Source organism: Mycoplasma sp. AC1221, from assembly GCF_054353815.1.
This window is the reverse complement of sequence record NZ_JBTHHH010000012.1, coordinates 13,496-35,609: the sequence shown is the minus strand read 5'-3', so window position 1 is coordinate 35,609 and position 22,114 is coordinate 13,496. Positions and strand designations below refer to the sequence as shown.

17 protein-coding genes and 2 tRNA genes are annotated in these 22,114 nt (G+C 29.0%); 16 read left to right on the top strand and 3 right to left on the bottom strand.

Features of this window, described 5'->3' with window-relative positions; all coding sequences use genetic code 4:
• Positions 1-42: 42 nt before the first annotated feature.
• From ACXYRK_RS02780 to ACXYRK_RS02770, 3 genes are all read left to right on the top strand, one after another.
• Positions 43-2,313, top strand: coding sequence for a DEAD/DEAH box helicase (locus tag ACXYRK_RS02780; protein ID WP_458617976.1), 2,271 nt, complete (start codon positions 43-45; stop codon positions 2,311-2,313).
• Entirely contained in the window at positions 2,314-3,702 is a 1,389-nt protein-coding gene (locus ACXYRK_RS02775; protein ID WP_458617978.1) for an AAA domain-containing protein, read from the top strand.
• A 585-nt stretch (positions 3,703-4,287) separates the two neighbouring features.
• Entirely contained in the window at positions 4,288-5,121 is an 834-nt protein-coding gene (locus ACXYRK_RS02770) for a hypothetical protein (protein ID WP_458617975.1), read from the top strand.
• Positions 5,122-5,191: 70 nt separating this feature from the next.
• Here the strand turns inward: ACXYRK_RS02770 and ACXYRK_RS02765 are convergent.
• Positions 5,192-5,267, bottom strand: a tRNA-Lys gene (locus tag ACXYRK_RS02765).
• 7 nt (positions 5,268-5,274) lie between these two features.
• Positions 5,275-5,360 (bottom strand) — tRNA-Leu (locus ACXYRK_RS02760).
• 186 nt (positions 5,361-5,546) lie between these two features.
• Here ACXYRK_RS02760 and ACXYRK_RS02755 point away from each other — a divergent pair.
• The 4 genes from ACXYRK_RS02755 to ACXYRK_RS02740 all read left to right on the top strand — a co-directional run bounded on the left by ACXYRK_RS02755 (position 5,547) and on the right by ACXYRK_RS02740 (position 14,333).
• Positions 5,547-6,473, top strand: coding sequence for an ROK family protein (locus tag ACXYRK_RS02755; RefSeq protein WP_458617973.1), 927 nt, complete (start codon positions 5,547-5,549; stop codon positions 6,471-6,473).
• Positions 6,474-6,530: 57 nt separating this feature from the next.
• On the top strand, positions 6,531-8,099 hold the full coding sequence (locus ACXYRK_RS02750) for an endonuclease (protein WP_458617971.1): 1,569 nt from the start codon (positions 6,531-6,533) through the stop codon (positions 8,097-8,099).
• Between the two features lie 9 nt (positions 8,100-8,108).
• Entirely contained in the window at positions 8,109-9,185 is a 1,077-nt protein-coding gene (locus tag ACXYRK_RS02745; RefSeq protein WP_458617969.1) for an endonuclease, read from the top strand.
• A gap of 204 nt (positions 9,186-9,389) precedes the next feature.
• Positions 9,390-14,333: a hypothetical protein gene (locus ACXYRK_RS02740; RefSeq protein ID WP_458617967.1), complete on the top strand. Its 4,944-nt coding sequence runs from the start codon at positions 9,390-9,392 to the stop codon at positions 14,331-14,333.
• A gap of 32 nt (positions 14,334-14,365) precedes the next feature.
• Here ACXYRK_RS02740 and ACXYRK_RS02735 read toward each other — a convergent pair whose 3' ends face one another.
• The gene (locus tag ACXYRK_RS02735; RefSeq protein ID WP_458617966.1) at positions 14,366-15,052 is read right to left on the bottom strand and encodes a pseudouridine synthase; all 687 of its coding nucleotides are present in this window, start codon (positions 15,050-15,052) and stop codon (positions 14,366-14,368) included.
• A 95-nt stretch (positions 15,053-15,147) separates the two neighbouring features.
• Between ACXYRK_RS02735 and ACXYRK_RS02730 the strand changes: the two genes are divergently transcribed.
• The 9 genes from ACXYRK_RS02730 to atpC are packed head-to-tail and all read left to right on the top strand — an operon-like array spanning position 15,148 to position 22,098.
• Positions 15,148-15,579 carry a hypothetical protein gene (locus tag ACXYRK_RS02730; RefSeq protein WP_458597531.1) on the top strand — a complete coding sequence of 144 codons (432 nt, stop codon included), beginning with the start codon at positions 15,148-15,150 and terminating at the stop codon, positions 15,577-15,579.
• A complete protein-coding gene (locus ACXYRK_RS02725; RefSeq protein WP_458617964.1) occupies positions 15,566-16,339 on the top strand; it encodes a F0F1 ATP synthase subunit A in 774 nt (257 codons plus the stop codon). The genes ACXYRK_RS02730 and ACXYRK_RS02725 overlap by 14 nt, the downstream gene beginning before the upstream one ends.
• Before the next feature lie 12 nt (positions 16,340-16,351).
• Entirely contained in the window at positions 16,352-16,726 is a 375-nt protein-coding gene (atpE, locus tag ACXYRK_RS02720) for an ATP synthase F0 subunit C (protein ID WP_458597529.1), read from the top strand.
• 3 nt (positions 16,727-16,729) lie between these two features.
• A complete protein-coding gene (atpF, locus tag ACXYRK_RS02715; protein WP_458617963.1) occupies positions 16,730-17,305 on the top strand; it encodes a F0F1 ATP synthase subunit B in 576 nt (191 codons plus the stop codon).
• On the top strand, positions 17,305-17,853 hold the full coding sequence (gene atpH, locus ACXYRK_RS02710; protein ID WP_458617961.1) for an ATP synthase F1 subunit delta: 549 nt from the start codon (positions 17,305-17,307) through the stop codon (positions 17,851-17,853). The genes atpF and atpH overlap by 1 nt, the downstream gene beginning before the upstream one ends.
• Positions 17,854-19,428, top strand: a complete 1,575-nt coding sequence (gene atpA, locus ACXYRK_RS02705; RefSeq protein ID WP_458617959.1) for a F0F1 ATP synthase subunit alpha — start codon at positions 17,854-17,856, stop codon at positions 19,426-19,428.
• Positions 19,428-20,279: an ATP synthase F1 subunit gamma gene (gene atpG / locus ACXYRK_RS02700; RefSeq protein ID WP_458607561.1), complete on the top strand. Its 852-nt coding sequence runs from the start codon at positions 19,428-19,430 to the stop codon at positions 20,277-20,279. Before atpA ends, atpG begins: the two co-directional genes overlap by 1 nt.
• A 12-nt stretch (positions 20,280-20,291) precedes the next feature.
• Entirely contained in the window at positions 20,292-21,692 is a 1,401-nt protein-coding gene (gene atpD, locus ACXYRK_RS02695) for a F0F1 ATP synthase subunit beta (RefSeq protein ID WP_458597525.1), read from the top strand.
• Complete coding sequence (gene atpC, locus ACXYRK_RS02690) at positions 21,685-22,098, top strand: ATP synthase F1 subunit epsilon (RefSeq protein WP_435129342.1); 414 nt, start codon at positions 21,685-21,687, stop codon at positions 22,096-22,098. The genes atpD and atpC overlap by 8 nt, the downstream gene beginning before the upstream one ends.
• The last annotated feature ends 16 nt before the right edge of the window (positions 22,099-22,114 follow it).

Genomic DNA, 22,114 nt, shown 5'->3' with positions numbered 1-22,114 from the left:
ATTAATAAACAAAAAGATTAACAGAATTAATTGTTAATCTTTTTGTCCTACTTTATTGTAGCAGAAAAGAATACAGCATTGCAGGTTATATTTAATAATCTTAAAAAAATAGGTTTAGAAAAATATGTAGTTGCAATTCACGATGGCGATCTTGATAAAAGGAAAATACTTAATGATATAATAACATCGATAGAAGATTCAAAATTTTATGAATTAGATAGTGAAAAAACTAATGCATTATTAGCACAACACAATAATAGTAAAAATGTTTTAGATGCATATGGTGAAATACTCATTAAAAAAAGAAAACCACAAAACTTAAATTTATATGAATATATTTCTGAATATTATAAGTTAGAAAACTATCCTGATATAGAATTTTATACAGGAAATTTCTCAGAATTGTCACTTTATGAACATGAGAATATTCTTGAAAAAATAGATAGTTTTTATAAAGCATATAAAGAATTAAATTTTGATATGCAAGCATCGGTATGATATGGTTTAAATATAAATCAAAAAAACCAACAAATATATCAATCATTAAAAGAGAGTATTTGAAACCTTATTAACAATTTTGTTAATATTAATGAATATTTTAATAATATTTTATTAAAACCTTCAAATATTTTTATTGACAATTTTCAAAAAATATTTATTCAACTTAATTTATATACAAAATATAACATTGAATTATATAAATTTGCAAACTATGCAGAATTTATACAAATTAAGGATAATTTAAAAACCATATTTAATAAGAAAAGTGAAAATAACAAGTTATTAGATGAATTTATTGAGCATTTTGTTGATGTTAATGTAATACAACAAATTAAGATACAAGAAATTAATAGTAAAATACCTAGCATAGAAAACTCATGAACTAGAATATTTTCATCAGTATGAAAATACGCTAAAAAATTACTTAAAAAGTCATCGTTTAAAGTTTTATCTAAGCAAGATAAAGGGATTTCAAATTTATACAAAAAGGTTGCACAATATTTAAAAAATAATTTAGATATAAAAGAAATTTGAAATAAGTTAGGTTTATCTGTTATAGATGATGTTGACAAACTAAATGAATTAATTGATGTCTTTGATAAAATTATTGAATTTAATGATACAGAAAGTAATGGTTATATTTCTTTTTTGACTAACCTATCATATATTAATCAGATGATTAATGATTTTGAAAAATTTTATTCAAATTGGAACCTCTTTATCTCATTTTTTGATAAAAAACAAATTGATTATGCAAATTATGATTACCAACAATTAATATCAAAAATACAAACATTACAAAAAAATTTTTATAATACATTGGAACCATATATTGAATTAAATTGAGCTATAAGTGAACTTAAATATATAAACTTAGATTCATTTGTAAATGCAATTATTAATAACAAAATAACAAATTATTTTCAAGAAATTTATTTACGCAAAAATTATCAAATATTGATTCAAAGTATATTATGAAATGAAGTAAAAACAAATCAAGCACAATTTCTATCTACACACCTTGATATATTACGTGAAAAAGAAATCGAATGTCTTTCATTTTCAAAGCAAAAAGTTAAACAAAAAAATGATGAATATTTAAGTTATAAACTCAGTTTATCTAGAAATAACCCTGAATATAGAATAATTAAAGCAGAAAGTCAAAAGAAGAGAAATTTTTTACCTTTTAAGAAAATCTTTGAAAAAGTATATAACTTTATATTAGATGTAAAACCCTGTTTATTATTATCACCCTTAATGGTATCAAATTTATTTAAAGATATTGATTTTGAATTTGATACAGTGATTTTTGATGAAGCTTCTCAAATAAAACCTGAAAAAGCAATTTGTTCACTTTTTCGTGCTAAACAAGCTATAATAGTTGGTGATCAAGAACAAATGCCTGCTTCTGACTTCTTTGAAAAACAACTCATATCCGAAACTTATATTGATGAAGAAAGTGAAGATATTTCATCTGGTTACGACTCGTTACTTGATTTTGTTGCTTCTAGATATGATTCGATAAGACTAAAATGACATTACCGTTCAAAATTCGAAGAACTAATTCATACATCAAATCAAATGATTTATAGAGATTTAATAACCTTTCCTAACTCAAGAAACCCTAAAAAATTTGAGGGATTAAACTTTATTTATGCAGAAAATGATACTTTTAATAAAAAAGAAGATATTTTTGTATTAATTGAAGAAACTAAAAAACTTCTTAAAGATATTATTGAAACTCATAGAGATAAGTATTCTGTAGGTATTGTTGTATTTAATGTTAATATCTTAGATAAAGTTGAAAGATAAATTGAAAAATTTAGAGAAAGCAATCCTGAATTAGCTTATTTCTTTGAAAAAAATAAAGATGAACCATTTTTTGTTAAAAGCATTGATGGAGTCCAAGGAGATGAAAGAGATATTGTTATCTTCATAATTGAAGCAAAAAGAATTTCAAAGGATCGTTTTGGAACAAGTTTTGGTGCAATAAATCGAAGTAATTCAGGTTATAAACGTTTAAATGTTGCAATAACTCGTTCTAAAATTGGAATGCATATAATTTCTAATTTTACAAGTTCGCAAATAGACTGATTCCGTAGTGAAAGTCGTGGGATAAAAATCTTAGAGCAATTTATTAAAAATGCAGAATTTGGTATTTCTAATCTAAGTGATAACGATAGTAATAATGGTGATGTAAGTATACATTTTGATTCAGGTTTTGAAAAACAAGTATATGATAAACTAATAATGCAAGGCTTGATGGTTCGCACCCAAGTCGGAGTTTCAGGGTATCGAATTGATTTAGGAATTGTAAATCCTAAAACAAACAAGTTTATTTTAGGTATAGAATGTGATGGGGCTTTATATCATTCTTCTAAATCAACTCGTGATAGAGATCGCTTAAGGCAACAAGTCTTAGAAACACGTGGTTGGATAATCCATCGCATCTGGTCTACTGATTGATTTAATAATCCGGATCGTGAAGTTCAAAAAATATTAAATAAATTAAAAGAATTAGAAATGTCAAAAACAAATCAATCGCAACAAGAAACAGGTATACCTAAAATAGCAAATAATGTCCATCAAGAATCATTAGTAAATACATATTTAAAAGAAAATAAAATTCCTAATGTTGAAATTTTTGAAAAATATTGACCAATACAAAAAAGTGCAAGACACTATAAAGTAGAATTTAATTTACATTCTAGCTTGAGAAATAAATTAAAATGTAAGGAAATATTGCTAAAAATTTTTGAAAAATCAGGAGCATTAACATTCAATAAATTCCTTGCCTTCGTAAAAATTTTATTAGAAGAAAATTCTACAACAAATAAAGTAAAGGATTTTGCTCAGTCTATAATAAATAGATATAATTTGATTTTAGATTCTGATGAATTTGTTTATCCTGATTCAGAAAATTTTAAATTCATCTTTAGACAATCAGATGAAGATGATGAACGCAGACCGATAAATGAAATTCATAATAATGAACTTCAACATTTAATTTTGACACTATTTAAATATGCTAATGTGTTTGATTTTAAAGGTATTAGCACTGAAATTCTTTCACGAACTAACAATAAAGCATTAACCGTTAATACTAAAAATAAAATAAAATCAGTAATTGATAAAATGATTGATAACCAACTACTTGAAGAAATATCGAATGAGCATTATAAACTGGTAAAAGCAAATTAACTTGCTTTTATTTATACAACTTTTTAAAACTATTATAATTTTATTATGTTGAAAAGACATTTATGAATCATTTTGTTTTTTTATCCAATTATAGTGTTTTTAATGCTATATAATATCATATTAAAACAAATACAAATATATAATAACAGTTATGAATTAATTATTTTAATAATTTATGCTCTAAGTAGTATCATTTATCTTTTAGCACTATATAATAGTGCTAAAAGGAATATTTTATCGTTTATATACTTTATTATTTATTTTGTTATTAATTGTATTTTCCATTTAATTTATAAAAATTATATTAACTTATTTACTACTTTAATAACTTTTATTATTCTAACTTTATCAATGTTAAAACAATTAATAAGATGGAATAAAACTAATAAAGGAAATAAATTTATATATTATCGGTTAAATATTATTTCTATTTTATTTTTAATAATTTTATTTATTCTTATTTTTAATTTAACTTATTTTTTAGGTTTTTGGTTTAAAAATACTTCAAAAAATTACTTTTTTACCTATGATACAGTCTCGAAAGTAATTTTTAGTATATCAGAAGGCATTTATATTGTCTTTATTTTGTTGTTAATTTTTGGAATCAGATTTTCATATATATTAACATTTTTATCTAGTATTTTTGCAATTATTTTTTATTCTTTAAAAATAGTAGATATATCAAAAATAATTTTAATTTTAATATATCAAATTATTTATTTATATTTATTTTTTATTAGTAAAAACAAGCAACTTTCAATAGCATTTATCGGTATGGGAGCTTCAGGAAAATCAACTTTAATAGCAAAATTAGATGATTTTTGAATTCCTAATAATTTTAAAATTCTAAATGATCGCAGTAAAATAATAAAACCATATAATGAATGTTTAAAAGATTTAAAAAATAATGCTTTTAAATATCAATGAACTTTTTTTACTGATCGACTTAGACAACAGCAGATGATGCAAAAATATGATTGTTCTGTAATTGATCGACATTTAATTGAAGAACTTATTGCTCATAATGTGCTTGAAAAAATGCAGTTTTTTAACCAAAAACAAAAATTTTTATGATACATATGGTATAAACCACTGATGAATTTTATTCTAAATTCACAACCCAAAACAACTTTAGCTTTTATTATTCTTAAAAATCCAGAATTTATTAAAAATAACCGTTTGAATGTTATTAATAGTAAAGATATACAGCAAAGTCAAAAAAGACAAAACGAACTAATAAATACTGAATTTATGAACTTAATAAATAAAAATTATTTAGATCAGCAAAAGGTTGGTAGACTTTTAAAACGTCTTTTAAAACATATTAAATATTCATATATATTCATTGATGAACAATGATTTGAAAGTATACCTAAAATTAAAAAAATAATATTATCGCATCTAAATAAATATGTTTAAGTCTAGAATATAGGTTTAGACATATTTTTGTATAAAAAAAGACCAAAGGCCTTTGGTCAATTACTTGAAATGGTACGTCCTAGAGGATTCGAACCTCTGACCCAATGGTTAAAAGCCATTTGCTCTACCTGCTGAGCTAAGGACGCACAATCCTGGTGCCCAAGACTGGACTTGAACCAGCACGGTCTTGCGACCGAGGGATTTTAAGTCCCTTGCGTCTACCATTCCGCCACCTGGGCAATTCGTTAATTGCTTATAAATTATAGCACAAAAGAATAATAACATAATTTTTATTTTATTTATTTTTCTTATGAACACTATTAATTTACAATGCAGTTTTTCACATATTTTTAAGCAAATAAAGAATTTTATGATATTTAAAAGAAACTTTTAAATATCTAAAATAAATGAAGTAAAATTAAAATATGAAAGAACATTTACAAAATTCTGAATATGCTGCTGTTGATATTGGCGGAACCAATACTCGCTTTGCTCTATTTGATAAATATGGAAACATTATCAAAAAGAACAAAACACAAACTGATTATCGATCAGCGGAAAGAACTTGTGATTGAATAATCGAACAAATCAAAAAATATGAAATTAAATATCTTGCTTTATGCATTCCGGGACCATCTGATTATCAAAAAGGTATTGTTTTAAAGAGTCCTAACTTAGCAGGTAGTTGAGTAAATTTTGATGTAAGAAGTTATCTTATGCAAACAAGCACACTTTCTGATATTGTTTTTGAAAATGATGCAAATGTTATGGCCTTAGCAAATCATGTAAAAGCAAACGGATTTAATTCAGATAAAATAAGTCAATTTTTTACTATCAGTACAGGTTTTGGTGCAGGACTGATTATAGATAATAAAATTTATCATGGACGTGATTATTATGCACAAGAAATTGCCCAACTACCTGCAAGCAAAATCGGTTTTTATCAAGAACATCGTCTTAAAAATCCTTATGCATTAGAGTTACATTGTTCAGGTAGTGGTATTGAAACCAAGGCAAAAGCATTATCAATAGCAAATTCAGCAAAAGAGGTGTTTGAATTAGCTAAAAATAACGATGCTAAAGCCATGAATTTAATTAAAGAAGCGTCTGATGTATTAACAAATATTTTTGCTACTTGTGCTGCTTTATTATCTCCACATAATTTTTATATTGGCGGAAGTTTAGCACTTGCTCAAAAAGATTTTGTAATTGGTGCATTTGAAAAAGCAAAATTAATTAGTGATCCTAACCATTTTAAAGATGTCAAACTTATCTTTGATCAACACGGTGATGATTCTGCATTAATCGGTCTATATTATTTAACTAAAATGCGAAATAATATGGATAATTAATCAAAACAATCACATCTGCTTATAAAAGTTTATAATTAAGATGTAATAAGGAGAATTATGAAGAAATTTTTATTACCTTTTTTAACTATTGCGTCAGTTGCTACCCTAATAGCAACAAGTTGCAATAGTCAAAGCAATTCTACACAAGAAAAAACAGACAAAAATTCACAAAAACCATCTGAAATAAGCATCCCTAAGGAATCGGGTGGTCAAAAACAACAAACCCCTCAAAATCCCGTGAATAAACAGCAACCAAAGACAGAAAATAAGATTCCTAAGGTCCAATCTGAATCAGGAAATTTTAGTGGAAATGAATTAGATAACTTTGTTTCAAGTCATTTAGATATGGTTTCATTGCTTAAGCAAGATTTATTAAATGAAGTTGCTACGAGTGATTTAAAAATTGTTTATGATTGGAAAAATAAGAAAATTATCAAACTTAATAAAGATGAGTCATTAAACTGAAAAAACCTTGGGAATCGTAGTTTAAGGAATATTTTTGATGTCAATATAGATAAAACATATAATATGGTAAATGATCAACAACCAAAGCAAGAAAATAACGAAAAACCAAATGATTATTTAAGATATACAGCTGAAAATAATCAATTTAAATTATTTTTTAAAGTTGCTAAAATTTCCAAAGGAAAAGTTACATTACTTTCAGATAATACTTTTTCTATAGTTTTTGAAGTGCAAAAACAAACTACACAAGCAGATTCAACACCAGTTCAGATACAACCAAAACAAGAAATTAATATCCAAATCCCAAATCCAGTTGATATATCAAATTTAAAATATAAATCAGATAATTATTATCAAGCAGCAAATGGAAAAAGTGGAAAAGCACTTTGAGAAGCCCTAAGCAAGCTGCAAAAAACACATTTAAATGAATTAAAAAATAAAGATTCATATAAGAAATTACCTGAATTTTATAAGGATTCAAAAGCATTCATAGATTTATATTATGAAAAAGATAATTCTTTATTGGATATTTATTCAGAAAATCCAAACGGTAAAGATCCTTATGAATATAAAAGTTATCAAGGTGGAGACTCTGCTAATACCGAAGGAAAAGGAACAAATCGTGAGCATTTAATTCCACAAAGTTGGTTTAATAAAAACCTACCAATGCGTTCTGATCCGAATTTTGTATGACCAACTGATATCAAAGTAAATTCAGAGCGTGCTGATTTTCCACATGATAATGTAAAAAATGTAGAATTAACAACTGAAAATGGTTCAAAATTAGGGACAAACATTCTAGGTCAAAAAGTTTTTGAAGTAATTGATGCTTTCAAAGGAGATGTGGCACGAAGTTATTTATATTTTATTACAATTTACCATGATAACGGTATTTATCATAAAGAAACTAATATATTCACTCAAACATTTCCTAATATTAAAGCGCACTTTTTGCAAACTTATTTAAATTGAGATACTAAAGACTCTGTCGATGCTTTTGATATCAATCGAAATAACGAAACATATCGAGTTTATGGATTAAGAAATCCTTTTATCGATTATCCCAACCTTTTTGAAAATTTATTTTCAAAAAATCCTAAACCATTTATAAACAAAGGAATTTTAGTATCAAATGGTTCATCCGAGATACTAAATTCATAAAGGAAGTATATGAAATTTAATAAGAAATTATTATCATTATCATTTTTTATCCCTGCTGCAGCTGCAATAGCAACCAGTTGTGCATCACATCCGAGTAAGGTGGATAAAAAGTCTGGTGATAAAGACGATAATCAAACTACTACATCAGGACAATCTGCTGATAAAACAACAAATCCAGGTTCTAAAACAAACCCAGTGACAACAGAAGAAGATAGAAGTCCAATTAATTTGACGGATACAAGTAATTTAGTTTATAAACCATCTAATTATTATGCATCTGCATATGGTAAAAAAGGTATGGATTTATGAAGAGCATTAGAAATGCATCATCACGGAATTCGGGCTGGTATTTTACACGGTTCAGTTATATATGAAGCATTAAAAACTTTTTATAATGAATCTAATGCATATAAAGATTTATATTATAAAAAAGATAAAAGTATTTTAGATATTTTTACAGCCCAACCAGATAAAACTAATTTTGCTTCAAAACAAACTTTTGTAGAAAATGCTAACTCATCATCTGAAAATACTGCACAAATGCGTGGACATTTAATACCAGAAAAATGATACTCAAGCGATGATCCGATGCAACCCGATCCATTTGTAACTTGACCATTAGATACATTTGTAAACTCTAAAAGGGGTAATTTTCCTTTTGGAGAAGTAAAAAATGTAACTTTTACCTTTAAGAACGGGTCAAAACTTGGAACAAATAACAAAGGACAAATGGTGTTTGAAGTGATTGATAAATTTAAAGGTGATGTGGCTCGTAGTGTGTTATATTTTATTTTAATGTATTATGAAAAAAATATTTATTCAGATGCATCTAATAATTTATTTATAAGTAATTTTCCTTATATCAAAGATGATTTTTTACATACACTTTTAAAGTGAGATATGCAAGATCCAGTTGATGCTGTAGATATTAACCGAAATAATGAAATTTTCAAAAAATACCAATTTAGAAATCCATTTATAGATTATCCAAACCTTCCCGCAAATCTTTTTGGTGCAATGCCAGACACATTTAATGATAAAGGTATTTTAGTTTCAAACGGCGATAATGCTGTAATCAAAGAGTAGTAGTTGTATTTTTTGGTATTTTTATAAATTTACTAATTGCAAATTTATAAAAATCATATTTTCGCAAAAAATATAAATACAAAAACAGATAAAACACAACATTTAAAAACACAGATTATTTATTGTATTTTTTTACATATAATAATATAATTTAAGATATTAAAATATTAAATATACCTTATTGGTAGTTATATAGGAGTTTATATGAGTGAAAAAAATACTCACAGTGAAAAAGAAAGAAAGCATCGTGTAGGAAAACAAGCATTTATAGTTGCTTTTGCTGCTGCAACTGCTACTGCAGCATTAACAATTGCTGTTGCTACATCAGGTGTTAAAACTAACAAGGAAGCACAAGCGAAGTATGAAAAAGCAGTTAATGATTTTTTAGCAGTAGTACCAAAGATCCAAACTGTTGCTAATCGTAATTTATTAGTTGAAGAATTTCATAAAATCCCATTACAATATTCTGATGCTTCATATCGTAAAGTATTAGATTTATTTAAGCAAGCCAACGATTTTATTCAGGCAGAATTTGATGCTAAAATTAAGTTTCAATTAGATAATGTTAACTCACAAATTAATGCTGTTAAAAATCAGGATGCACAAGAAACTAAAGCAGTTGTTGATAAATTACACCAGTTAGTTGAAAGTTCTAAAACCCTAAGTGAAAGTTTGTTACATAAAGATGGAATTTATAGCGAAGGTAAATTATTAGGACTTTACACTTCTAATTTTATTACTAAGTTCAACCAACCACTTAATTTATTAGATAAATTGTTTTACAGTGAAAACTTTACCAAACAAGCTGATGATAAGAAGCTGAATATCGAAGGAAAAACAACTTTATTAGATGCATTGTTACAGACTATCAATTTGGATGTACTTAAGTTTAAACCAACAAATGAAAACAATTTAACCAAAGTAAAAGATGAGACAATTGCTGCTTTAACTACATCTTCATCAGCATTAGATGATGTATTATCGCGTATTAATACTGCAATTGATACACAGTTTGCTAACTTTAAATTCAACCTTGATAAATCAAGTGAATATTTAAATAATCAAAAATATGCTAATCAAGCATACTTTAATCAAAAAGTTATCGAATTTAAACTAGATTTACAAAAATTACAACATAAAATGCAACAAAAAGATACCTTAACCAAATCTAATGTAACCGATGCAGAAGTTTTATATTGAAAATCTAGATATTTACTTGAAGCAGCCGAGATGTCCGAAAGTATTTTTGATCAAACAAGTAAAAATACTGCTCGTGCAATGATTTTAAATTCTGAATCAATTAATGATTTTCTTAATGTATTAAAATACATCGAAGAAAAACGCAAGTCAGAAGCATCTATGAACCAACAAAAACTTGACTTAATTTTAAGTGTAGTTAAACAAATTAAAGATAGTACAAAAAATACAGAATATCAAAATAAATATAATGCACTTGTGCAACCATTGAGTGAATCAATGATTAATCCATTATTATCATATGCACATGCATTATTAACTGAAGCAACTACTTTTACCAGCGATCAAAAGAGTTCATATCAATCACAAATTACAGATTTTGAAAGTAAATTAGGATCAGATTTTGATGAAAAAATAGGTGCTTCATACTTACAAGAGCTCAATTCTATCGTAGCACATATGGAAAATGATTTAAGATCATTACCACTTGCTGACTTTGAAGCAAAAAGATTAGCTGCTAAAAAAGCAGGTTTAACCAACTTCATTAAAAAATACTTACCTTCACTTTCATTAGATTCATTGAATATTCCAACAATCAGCAACGATGATGATTACAATACTTTATACAATAATGTAATGTCTAAATACATTGATTTATTTGTAGCGACTCATACAGGATTGATCGCTTCACGTTTAGCAAACTTTGATGAAGCAGATTTAGTTGCATACCGTCGCATAGATTTAGTTGATGCAACATATAAAATGTATGATGGAGATGCATATGAACCAAGTTTTGTAAGAACCCAATTTAATGCTCTTTATGCAAATACCTTAGCAAAACAACAAGCATTATTTACTACTTTACAAAACAGTTTTGATACACAAAAGCAATCCTTAACCGATGATATTAATAAAATTACAGATGAAAAAGTTAAAAACCTATATACATCTGAATTAAACAAACTTACATCAACTGATTCAAAAACAACTATAAATGACTTTAAGAACTTACATCAAAAAGTAACATATCATTTATCATTACAAACTTATCAAGAACAAATTATTAAAGAAGCAAATGATTCAGGTTTATCAAATGATTTTAAAACTAATTTTGCTAATGCGGTAAAATTACCAGAGAATTTTACTTATGTTAATTTAACAAAATATCAATCAGTTTTAAGACTAAAAGAAACTGAAAACAAAATTAGAACACAATTACAAGATTCAATTAATAAACTATCCGATGCGGATAAAACAAAGATGCAAGTTGAGTTTGATAGAATCAAACAAATTAGCACTGATAATTTATCTAGCATCCAAGCAGCTGTAAGTAGATTGACTCAACTTGCAACTATCTATGAAGCATCATTATCACAAAATAATGCTCCAAAAGCAAGTGCAGACGATTTAACCATAGTAAATTTTGGTTCTTATGCTAAATTACAATATCAAATTGCACATGCAACCGAATCGACTTCACAAACAGCAGCCTTAAAAGCACTCTTAAATTCACAAAAAGAATACCTTTTAAAATTAGCACAACTTTTTGGTCAAGCAGCAATTGATGAAGTTAATAAAGTTGATAAGAAAACAGTCGATGGAAAATTAGAAGACGAACCCGATTTATACACAATTCGTCATAATATTGATAAAGTTCAATATATGCTATTTTATAATAAATTAGGCACACCTGGATTTATTACAAAAGATGAACATAATTCATCAGAAGATAAAACTAATAATAAAACAACTGAAAACAAAACTGATGCAACTAAAAATACAAAAGATCAAGCAGCAGGGTCAAATGCAGCATCTGGTTCAACAGATAAAAAAGATGCAGCAAAAGAAACAACTAGTGATAATTCACAAAAACAGATAAATGCAGACAAAACTCAAACAGAAAATGCAAAACAACCATCAGACATGACTGAATCTGGTGCAGCAAGTACCGAAACTAAGGATAAACAAGGTGCTACAAGTACACCTGCTACAAATAATGCTGGGGCAGGACAAGGTAATAATGAACAAAAAAACTCTCAAACCTCTACATCACCTGCAACAAATACTACTTCTGAAAACACACAAAATCAGCAAAATCAGCAACCAACTCAAGCAACACAGTCAGCAGATGAAGATCAAACTAATGCATCAGCAAATACAGATGTTATAGCAAACAAAGTTAAATATGTAGAAATTATCTTAAATGAAATTAATGATAGACTTACTGTTTTAGCATCTACTCAAGATGCAACTACTAAGAATCAAGCAACAATTCTTAAAAACACATATACTACTCTTAGTGATACAAATAGTACAAATAAATATAAAAATGCTTTAGCATCAGATAAAACAGAAGATAAAGTCTTTGTTAATTCATATTTAGATAATGTAATGACATTAAAATTCCAAGTTGATAAACTTGCATATGATAATATGTATCGTAGTAGTGTATGAGCATATTTAAAACCACAAATAGCCCAATTGCAATTTGCTTCTGATCGAAGCAAGATTATGGGATTAATTCGTGATAAAAATGTAGATAATTTATTAACACTTGATAGTATCAAATCTCTTATTGATTCTTATGCTTCATTAGTTAATCGAAATAATTTATCAAAAGTATTCTTAATCGCAGCATTATCAGTTGTTTCAGATACTTTAAAAGATGATAGTCAATTTAAATTAGATTACTACCAAAGTATTTCAAAATACTTTGATGCAGATAAAGATAATTTAGTGCATTCTAACTTAGGATATAACCAAGTTTTTGAAATGTTGCTTTCAAACTTTGACTTAGCAAAACAAACAGCAAAATTACTGGAATTAGGTAAATCATTACAACCAACTGGTTATGCAAATTATGAAACAAACAAAAAAGAACTTGATCAAATGCAAAAATCAAGAAATTTTGATCAAAGTAAGTTGATGCAAATTAATTCAGATGTGCAAAGCGCTTTAAATGAGCAAAAAAATTCTGCTTTGGATGAATTGTTAACTTGAAACGACCAAAATCCTAATAAAGAAAAATTCCTTAGTCAACTTAATACTCAAACTGCACAAAATCTTTTTGATGTAGTTCAAGAAATCAAATTTACTACATTATTGCAAACACTAATTGCACAAGTTAAAGATGATAACAAAAAAACAGAATTTACCAATGAACTAAATTCTGCTACTAATTTAACTAAATTGACAGAATTAAAAACAAAAGTAGATACTCAAATAGAAACACAGAAACCAAAAGAACAAACACCTCCTGCAAACCCAATGCCAACCGATCAGCCTAGTTCACCGGTAGAAAATAACCAAAGTGCAAAAACACCAGATAATGATAGTGGACATGGTGAGCAAACAAAGTCACCACAAACCGAAAACACCAAAAATAACTCTAAAACTCCAACTGAATCAAAAAACACACTTTCTGGTAATGGCGAATCAGCAGGTCAACAACAAACCCAAACTGCACCAAAATCTAATGAAGTTGACTCATCTGGTTCAACAGGGGGGGACAACAGTCATAATACCACTGCACAAGTTCCAAACTCAGGTGGTTCAACTGCTTCAAACAACCAAACAAGTAATACTCCTGCTGCACAACCTGGACAAAGTGAATCAAGCGAATCAGCACAAACTGCAACAAATCCATCATCAACAGCTAGTTCATCGACTACTGGAACTACAACTTCTCAAGGACAAACAGATGCATCTAGTTCGGGTAGTTCACAAACATCATCAGGACAAACTGCTTCAGCCACTCATACAGAAAATAGTAGTTCTGAACAACATACAGATCAAGGAGCTTCTACAACAACCCAAACTTCAGAAGCATCAGGATCAAGTCCACAAGGAGCAACTTCAACTGATTTACAGACAGCAACACCACAAGCATCTGCACAATCACAAGGACAATCATCCGAAGTTTCAAGTACACCTGCTAAACAAGCAGCTTAATTTACTAAAAATAACCCAAGAATGGGTTATTTTTAAATTATTTGATCTTTATTAATGCTTATGTATTCTCTTGGTGATAAATCATCTGGCAATATAAACTTACCAAAAGCAACTCTCTTTAAATCGATTACCTTATAACCAAGTTTATTAAACATCCTTTTGACTTGATGGTATTTACCCTCATTTATAGTTAAATAGCAGTTATATCGATCAATAATCTCTAGTTTAGCACTTTGACATACCTTTGCTTCACCAATATCGATACCTTGCTTAAAAACTTCTATCATATATACATCAAGTTCTTTATCAACTTGCACTAAATAAACTTTTTGAATATGGTTTTTTGGTGATAACACCCGATGAGTAAAAGCACCATCATTTGTAATAATTAGCAAACCGTGTGTATCTACATCAAGTCTACCTACGGTATGGATATTTTTGGCAAACCTATATAAATCTGAAATAAGATGCAAAACACTTGGATACTTAGCATCCGCATTTGCACAAATATATCCTTTAGGCTTATTCAGTGCTAAATAAAACAACTTTGTATTAATGCTCTGATTATCAACTGTGATGATATCATCAACATTTACATAACAACTTTTATAGACAACTATATCATTCACCTTTATTTTACCTTTTTTAAGCATTTTATTTATCATCAAACGAGAATAATTAGTATTATTAGCAACCATTTTTTCAATACGATGTTTCATATAATTATTTTATCTATTTAAAATTAAAAATAAAAAATTTTTTGTTTTTATTTTAAAAAAGGTATAAAATAACTAACAGCAAAACAAGGAGAAAAATGCATAAATTCCAAAGAGATTATGAAATAGTATTTTGAAGTCTTTTTGGGTTTTTATCAGTTATTTTTAGTATCTTATCAATATGATTTAAAGGTAGTTTTTTTGGTTTTGCGATTGGAGCGCTAAGCTCATATTTGCTTTTTATGATCACAAGAATTTTCGGGATGATACCATTAAAAAAACGAAAATCACTAATATTTTTAAATATTTTAAAGATGTTTGTCTTTTTTATTTATTTAACTGCAGTAATTTTAAGCATATATCATATTAATTTAAAAATATATGCATTAAAAAAATATACTGGATTATCTGAATTTACTCTACCAATTAATATGTTTGTGTTTTTTGGGAGCGTAGGATTTAATTTTTTTGTGATTATAGCAACATTTATTTATTCAAAATACAAAGGAGGCAAAATTGGACGAAATTAAACAAAGACTTTGAAAATTTGATTTACCTCAGTTATTTTCACTGATTGTAACAGTGATAATTATCGTGATATTCTCGTTAATTATCTTTTTCAAAGTTCGCAAACAACGTGCTGATCAAGCTCCTAAAGGTATCACTCAGCTTGCTGAAGGATATTTAGGATATATAGATAATTCGTATCAAGAAACAGTTGGTGATCAACTACCAGGTTCGCGTTTTTATATTTTTACCTTAGCAACTTTTTTACTTGTTGGTAACTGAGTTTCAATTATCGGTTTAGAACCAATTGGAACTGCGTTTAGTGTTCCAATTACCTTAGCAGTTGCTACTTGATTAGGAATTATTCTTTCAGGAACTATATACCGTCGCTGAAGATATTATTGATCCATTATTAAAGCACCTTGAGATATTTTTGGTAAGTTTTCCCCACTTATTTCCTTAAGTGCTCGTATGTATGGGAATTTAGTTGGTGGATCAACCATTATTGTTTTAATTTATGCAATGTTTGGATATTTATTTAAGGTTGCTTTAGGCACAGATAATAGTGCATTTCAAAATATTTTTGCCATATATTTCACACCATTGCTACATATGTACTTTGATTTATTTGATGGAATATTGCAGGCATTAATTTTCACAATGCTGACTGCTGTATATTGAACAATAGAATCGCAATCTACAGAACCAGCTAAAAAAACAAAGAATTCTGAAAGTAGATTCTTTAAGAAATTTACCAAAAGAAAGATACAATCGATTTATTAATAAGGAGATAAAATGATTTTAGATTTACTTACAAAATTAGCCGATGGAACAACCTCTACTACAGCACCTGCTTCAAATGCTGCAGCTGCAGCAAAAACAGCCATATCAAATTCTGCCAGTGATATGGGATCTAAGGCAGGAACACACATTGGTTTAGGTTTAGTAGCAGTTGGTGCTGGATTAGCAGCAATCGGGGTTCTTGGTACTGGAGTTGGACAAGGATATGCTGCTGGTAAAGCAGCTGAAGCAGTTGGACGTAATCCGGAGGCTGAAAGCAAAATAAGAACTATGTTAATTATCGGTGTTGGTATTGCTGAAACAGCTGCGATTTATGCTTTCGTTACTGCGATTATTATCTTATTCGTTTTCGCAAGTAAAGTAGTCTAGAAAATGATTACTACATCAGTTGCTGCAGCAGTAAAGTTTGAGTCAAGTTCAGATGTAGGACAAGCTGTAGCAGGAAAATTTGAAGGATTATTTCCTAGCATCCCAATTATGATTGCAACTATTATTGCATTTATAATTGTTGCTATTATTCTCTGAATTTTCTTTTATAAACCCATTAAAAAAATGATGAAAGCACGCAGAGATTTTGTTCAAAACAATATCGATGAATCTGTAAGACAAAAAGAAGCAAGTATTTTAGCTCTTAATAAAGCAAATGAAAATCTTAAAAATGCCCACACACAAGCAGATAACATCATTACAAATGCTAAAATAAAAGCTGAAAAAGTTGCTGAATTTTATATCATAAAAGCACAAACCGAAGCAAAAAGGCTTTTATCTGAAACTGCTTTGGATATCAATGCACAACAAAAAGAATTTCAACAAAATGCTAAAAAATACATTGTTGAAGTAGCTACAGACCTTTCGCAAAAGATTCTTAGACGTGAAATTAGTCAACAAACACAAGATGAAATTGTAAATCAATTTTTAAATACAGATAAAGATGTTGAAGACTTATAATGCAAATTAAAAAGAACATTCAAGCTTATTCTGTAGCTATATTTGATTTAGTTCATGAAGCAGATAAATTTCGACAATTACATACCCAATTTGAAGCAGTCAAAGAAATTTTTAGCAAACATCCTGAGTTTGTTGATTTCTTTAAAGATGAGTTTGTTCCTGAAGAAGAACGTTTGAAAACTGTTGATTTAGCATTCAAGGACTTTGATTGAATTATTATTAATGCTTTAAAAGTTATAATAATGCGAAAGGTTGCCAAATATATTCGTAAAATCATTATCGAATATTTAAAACTTTCAAACCGTGAATTAAGAATTCGTTTTATTGATGTTATTTCAGCTTTTCCACTAACAAATGAGCAACTTGAAAAAATAAAAACCAAAATTCAAAATAAAACTCGTCGTACCATTGAGATGATCAATCATGTTGATCCATCTTTAATTGCAGGGATAAAAATTGTGTCACGTAGTGAAACAGTTGAAATGAATATCAAAAACAACTTAGAAAAACTAAAACATGAACTTATAAAATACGAAAAGGAGGTGTAAATGGCAATTAAATTAGATGATATTTCAGCAATTATTAAAGATCGCATTCAAAATATGGGATCTAAAGTAGATTATTCTGAAATAGGACGTGTAATTTCAGTAGGTGATGGAATTGCTGTTGTCACCGGATTAGATAAGGTTAAAAATAGCGAGATAGTTATTTTTAACAAAAGTGTCTATGGTTTAGCATTAAACTTAGAAGAAGAAACCGTCGGGGTAGCACTATTTGGTAATGCTAACTCAGTTTCTGAAGGTGATTATGTTGAACGTACCGGAAAAGTTATCTCTGTTGAAGTAGGAGATGCTCTTTTGGGTCGTGTAGTCGATGCTTTAGGAAATCCAATTGATGGAAAAGGTAAGATCGCTGGAACTCACCGTTCAGAAATTTTTAAAAGAGCATCAGGTGTAATGTCACGGCAAGAAGTTAATCAACCACTTGAAACAGGTATTTTAGCAATCGATACAATGATACCAATTGGTAAAGGACAACGTGAGTTAATTATTGGAGATCGTCAAACCGGAAAAACAGCCATTGCAATTGATACTATTATTAATCAAAAAGGTAAAAATGTTAAATGTGTTTATGTTGCAATTGGACAAAAAAATTCTACCGTTGCTCAAATAGTTCAAAAACTTTCTGATTCACAGGCACTTGAATATACCACAATTGTGGTTGCAGGTGCTTCAGAACTTGCGCCACAACAATATATTGCTCCATATACAGGAGTTACAATTGCTGAAGAATGAATGAGTAAAGGACAAGATGTTTTAATTATTTACGATGATTTATCAAAACATGCCATTGCATATCGTACCTTATCATTACTTTTAAGACGTCCGCCTGGTCGTGAAGCTTATCCCGGTGATGTTTTCTATCTACACTCACAACTACTTGAACGTGCTGCTCGTTTAAATTCTGAATATGGTGGTGGTTCAATTACTGCATTGCCAATTATTGAAACACAACAAGGTGATATTAGTGCTTATATACCTACTAATGTAATTTCAATTACAGACGGACAAATTTTTACCAAAGAAAGTTTATTTAATGCCGGACAGCGTCCAGCAGTTGACATCGGTTTTAGTGTTTCGCGGGTAGGTTCTGCAGCACAAACTAAGGCAACAAAGCAAGTTGTAGGTTCATTAAAATTAGAACTTGCACAATACAATGAAATGCAAGCTTTTGCACAATTTGGTTCAGATTTAGATGATTCAACTAAAACTATTTTGGATCATGGAGCAAAGGTATATCAACTTTTGAAGCAAGAACAATACTTTCCTATTCAACAACAAACCCAAGCGATTATTTTGTTAGGTGTTAAAGAACGTCTTATCAACCCGCTTCCTCTTGATTATATGCATGAATACCGTGATCAAGTAATTAATTGAGTTACTAATGATACCGATGGAATGCAAGTATTTAAAAACATCACTGCAAGTGGAAAAATTTCAGAAACAGATTATCAAGTAATTGCTAAAAAATTAGCAAGCATCATTGAAGGTATCATTGCGACTATTCCGAACTATGATAGTCGTATGTATAAAGAAATGCCATCAAAATATAAGGTTGCATAATGCCGAGTTTAAATAGCTTAAAAAATCGCATTTCAGTAGTTTCTAATACTCAAAAAATTACCAATGCGATGGAATTGGTTTCAACTTCCAAATTAAGACGTTTGCGCAATGAATACACCCAAATACAAGCATATAAAGAAACATTAGAAGATACTTTCAATGAATTAATTTCACATGTTAGTTCTCGTCAATTTTATGAAATTTTTCCTAAAAACGAGGGAATTGATGGTAGTGTATATATTGTAATCACAAGTGATTTAGGTTTATGTGGTTCATATAATTCTAATATATATAAAATGTTAAATGAAAATCTTAAACCACAAGATAAAATTGTTGTAATTGGTACCAAAGGATTTAGTATGATAAATTCTGCGACAATTAAAGCGCAAATGATTAAATATTACATTAATAACGGAGATAAAATTACATATAAAATTTGCAATGATATCACTAAAATCGCATTCGAGTTATATAGTAAAAAACTAGTTTCGCAAGTGAAATTAATTTATACTAAATTTATCAATAATATAAATCAAGAACCGCGATTAAAAACACTTTTTCCACTAGATTTTAGTATTCAAAAACAACATAATGCACAAATTATTGAATTTGAACCCTCTGCTGAAGAAGTGCTTTCCGATTCAGTTCCGATGTATATTGCAAGTATGATATATGCTTTATCAGGTGAATCAAAAATTTCAGAAATGGCATCACGTCGAAATGCAATGGAAAATGCAACCAATAATGCTGAGGATTTAATTAAAGAACTTAGATTAGAGTTCAACAGACAACGTCAAGGAAAAATTACTCAAGAAATTACCGAGATTGTTGCTGGTGCTGATGCAACTTAATAAGGAGAGAATATGAAACAACATAATGGAACAATTGTTCAAATTTTAGGACCTGTTGTTGATGTGCGTTTTAGTGAAGGAAAACTTCCAAAACTTCTTAATGCTTTAACTATAACAACTGATAATGGACAAGTTTATACATTAGAAGTAGCGCAACATATTGGTGACGATACTGCTCGAACCATTGCGATGGGTAGCACAAATGGGTTGCAACGTGGAATGACAGTTGTTGATACCAAAGCACCTATTTCGGTTCCGGTTGGAAATATTGTTTTAGGTCGTATTTTTGATGTTTTAGGTAACCCGATTGATGAGTTACCGCTTGAAGGTGAAATAATCCGTGCTCCAATTCATGCTCCTTCTCCATCATATGAAGAACAAAAAACATCTTCTGAAATTTTAGAAACCGGGATTAAAGTTATTGACTTATTAATCCCATATGCAAAAGGTGGAAAAATAGGTTTATTTGGTGGTGCAGGAGTCGGAAAAACAGTTTTAGTGCAAGAGTTAATCAATAACATTGCTACCCAACATAATGGTCTTTCCGTGTTTGCTGGTGTCGGTGAACGTACCCGTGAAGGTAATGATTTATACCACGAAATGAAAGCAGCTGGTGTGCTCGATAAAACTGCCTTAGTCTTTGGGCAAATGAATGAATCCCCTGGAGCTCGTATGCGTGTTGCACTAAGTGGTTTAACAATGGCTGAATACTTTCGTGATAAACAAAATCAAGATGTATTATTGTTTATTGATAACATTTTCAGATTCACCCAAGCAGGTTCAGAAGTATCAGCACTTTTAGGACGTATGCCTTCTGCAGTTGGTTATCAACCTACCTTAGCAACTGAAATGGGTGCTTTACAAGAACGGATTACTTCAACACGTCGTGGATCAATTACATCAGTGCAAGCTGTTTATGTTCCTGCCGATGATTTAACTGATCCAGCTCCTGCAACAACATTTACCCACTTGGATGCTAAAACTGTTTTAGACCGTGGAATTGCATCCTTAGGAATTTATCCTGCTATCGATCCACTTAACTCCGCATCAAGATTACTTGATCCTCTGGTAGTTGGAGCGGAGCATTATAATGTTGCACAAAGTGTAATTTCGATTTTACAACGCTTCAAAGAACTACAAGATATCATTGCAATTTTAGGAATGGGTGAACTTTCTGAAGAAGATAAAAAAATCGTTGCACGTGCCCGTAGAATCCGTAACTTTTTATCACAACCTTTTACTGTCGCTGAAAAGTTCTCGGGAATCAAAGGACAATATGTACCACTTTCAAACACCATACGCAGTTTTAAAGCAATTTTAAATGGTGATTATGATTCATATCCTGAAGATATCTTTAGATATGCAGGAAGCATTGAAGATGTAATCGAAAGATACCAAAAGAATAATGGCTAATACATCATATCTTAAAATTACTGCACCAAATGGAATTGTTTATGAAGGTAAAGTATATATTGTTACCTTAAAAACACCTAAAGGTTACATTGGATTGCAACCAAACCGATCTCCATTGTTTTCAAGTATCGAAATTGGAACCTTGAAGATTGAAACATCTAAATCTGATACTTTAACATATTATATTGGTGGTGGAATAGTTTATGCAGACCAACATAAAATCAATATTATCACCGATGATATTATTGATGTTAAAAAAATCGATATAGAACGAGCTAAAAAGGATGCTGCATCATTAACTGAGGCGATTAAAAGTAATAAAGATACAGTTGATTTAGCTTTATTAGAAACGAAACTTAAAAAAGCTTTGTTTCGAGTTGATACATATAATTTATTCAATAAATAACACCTTTGGTGTTATT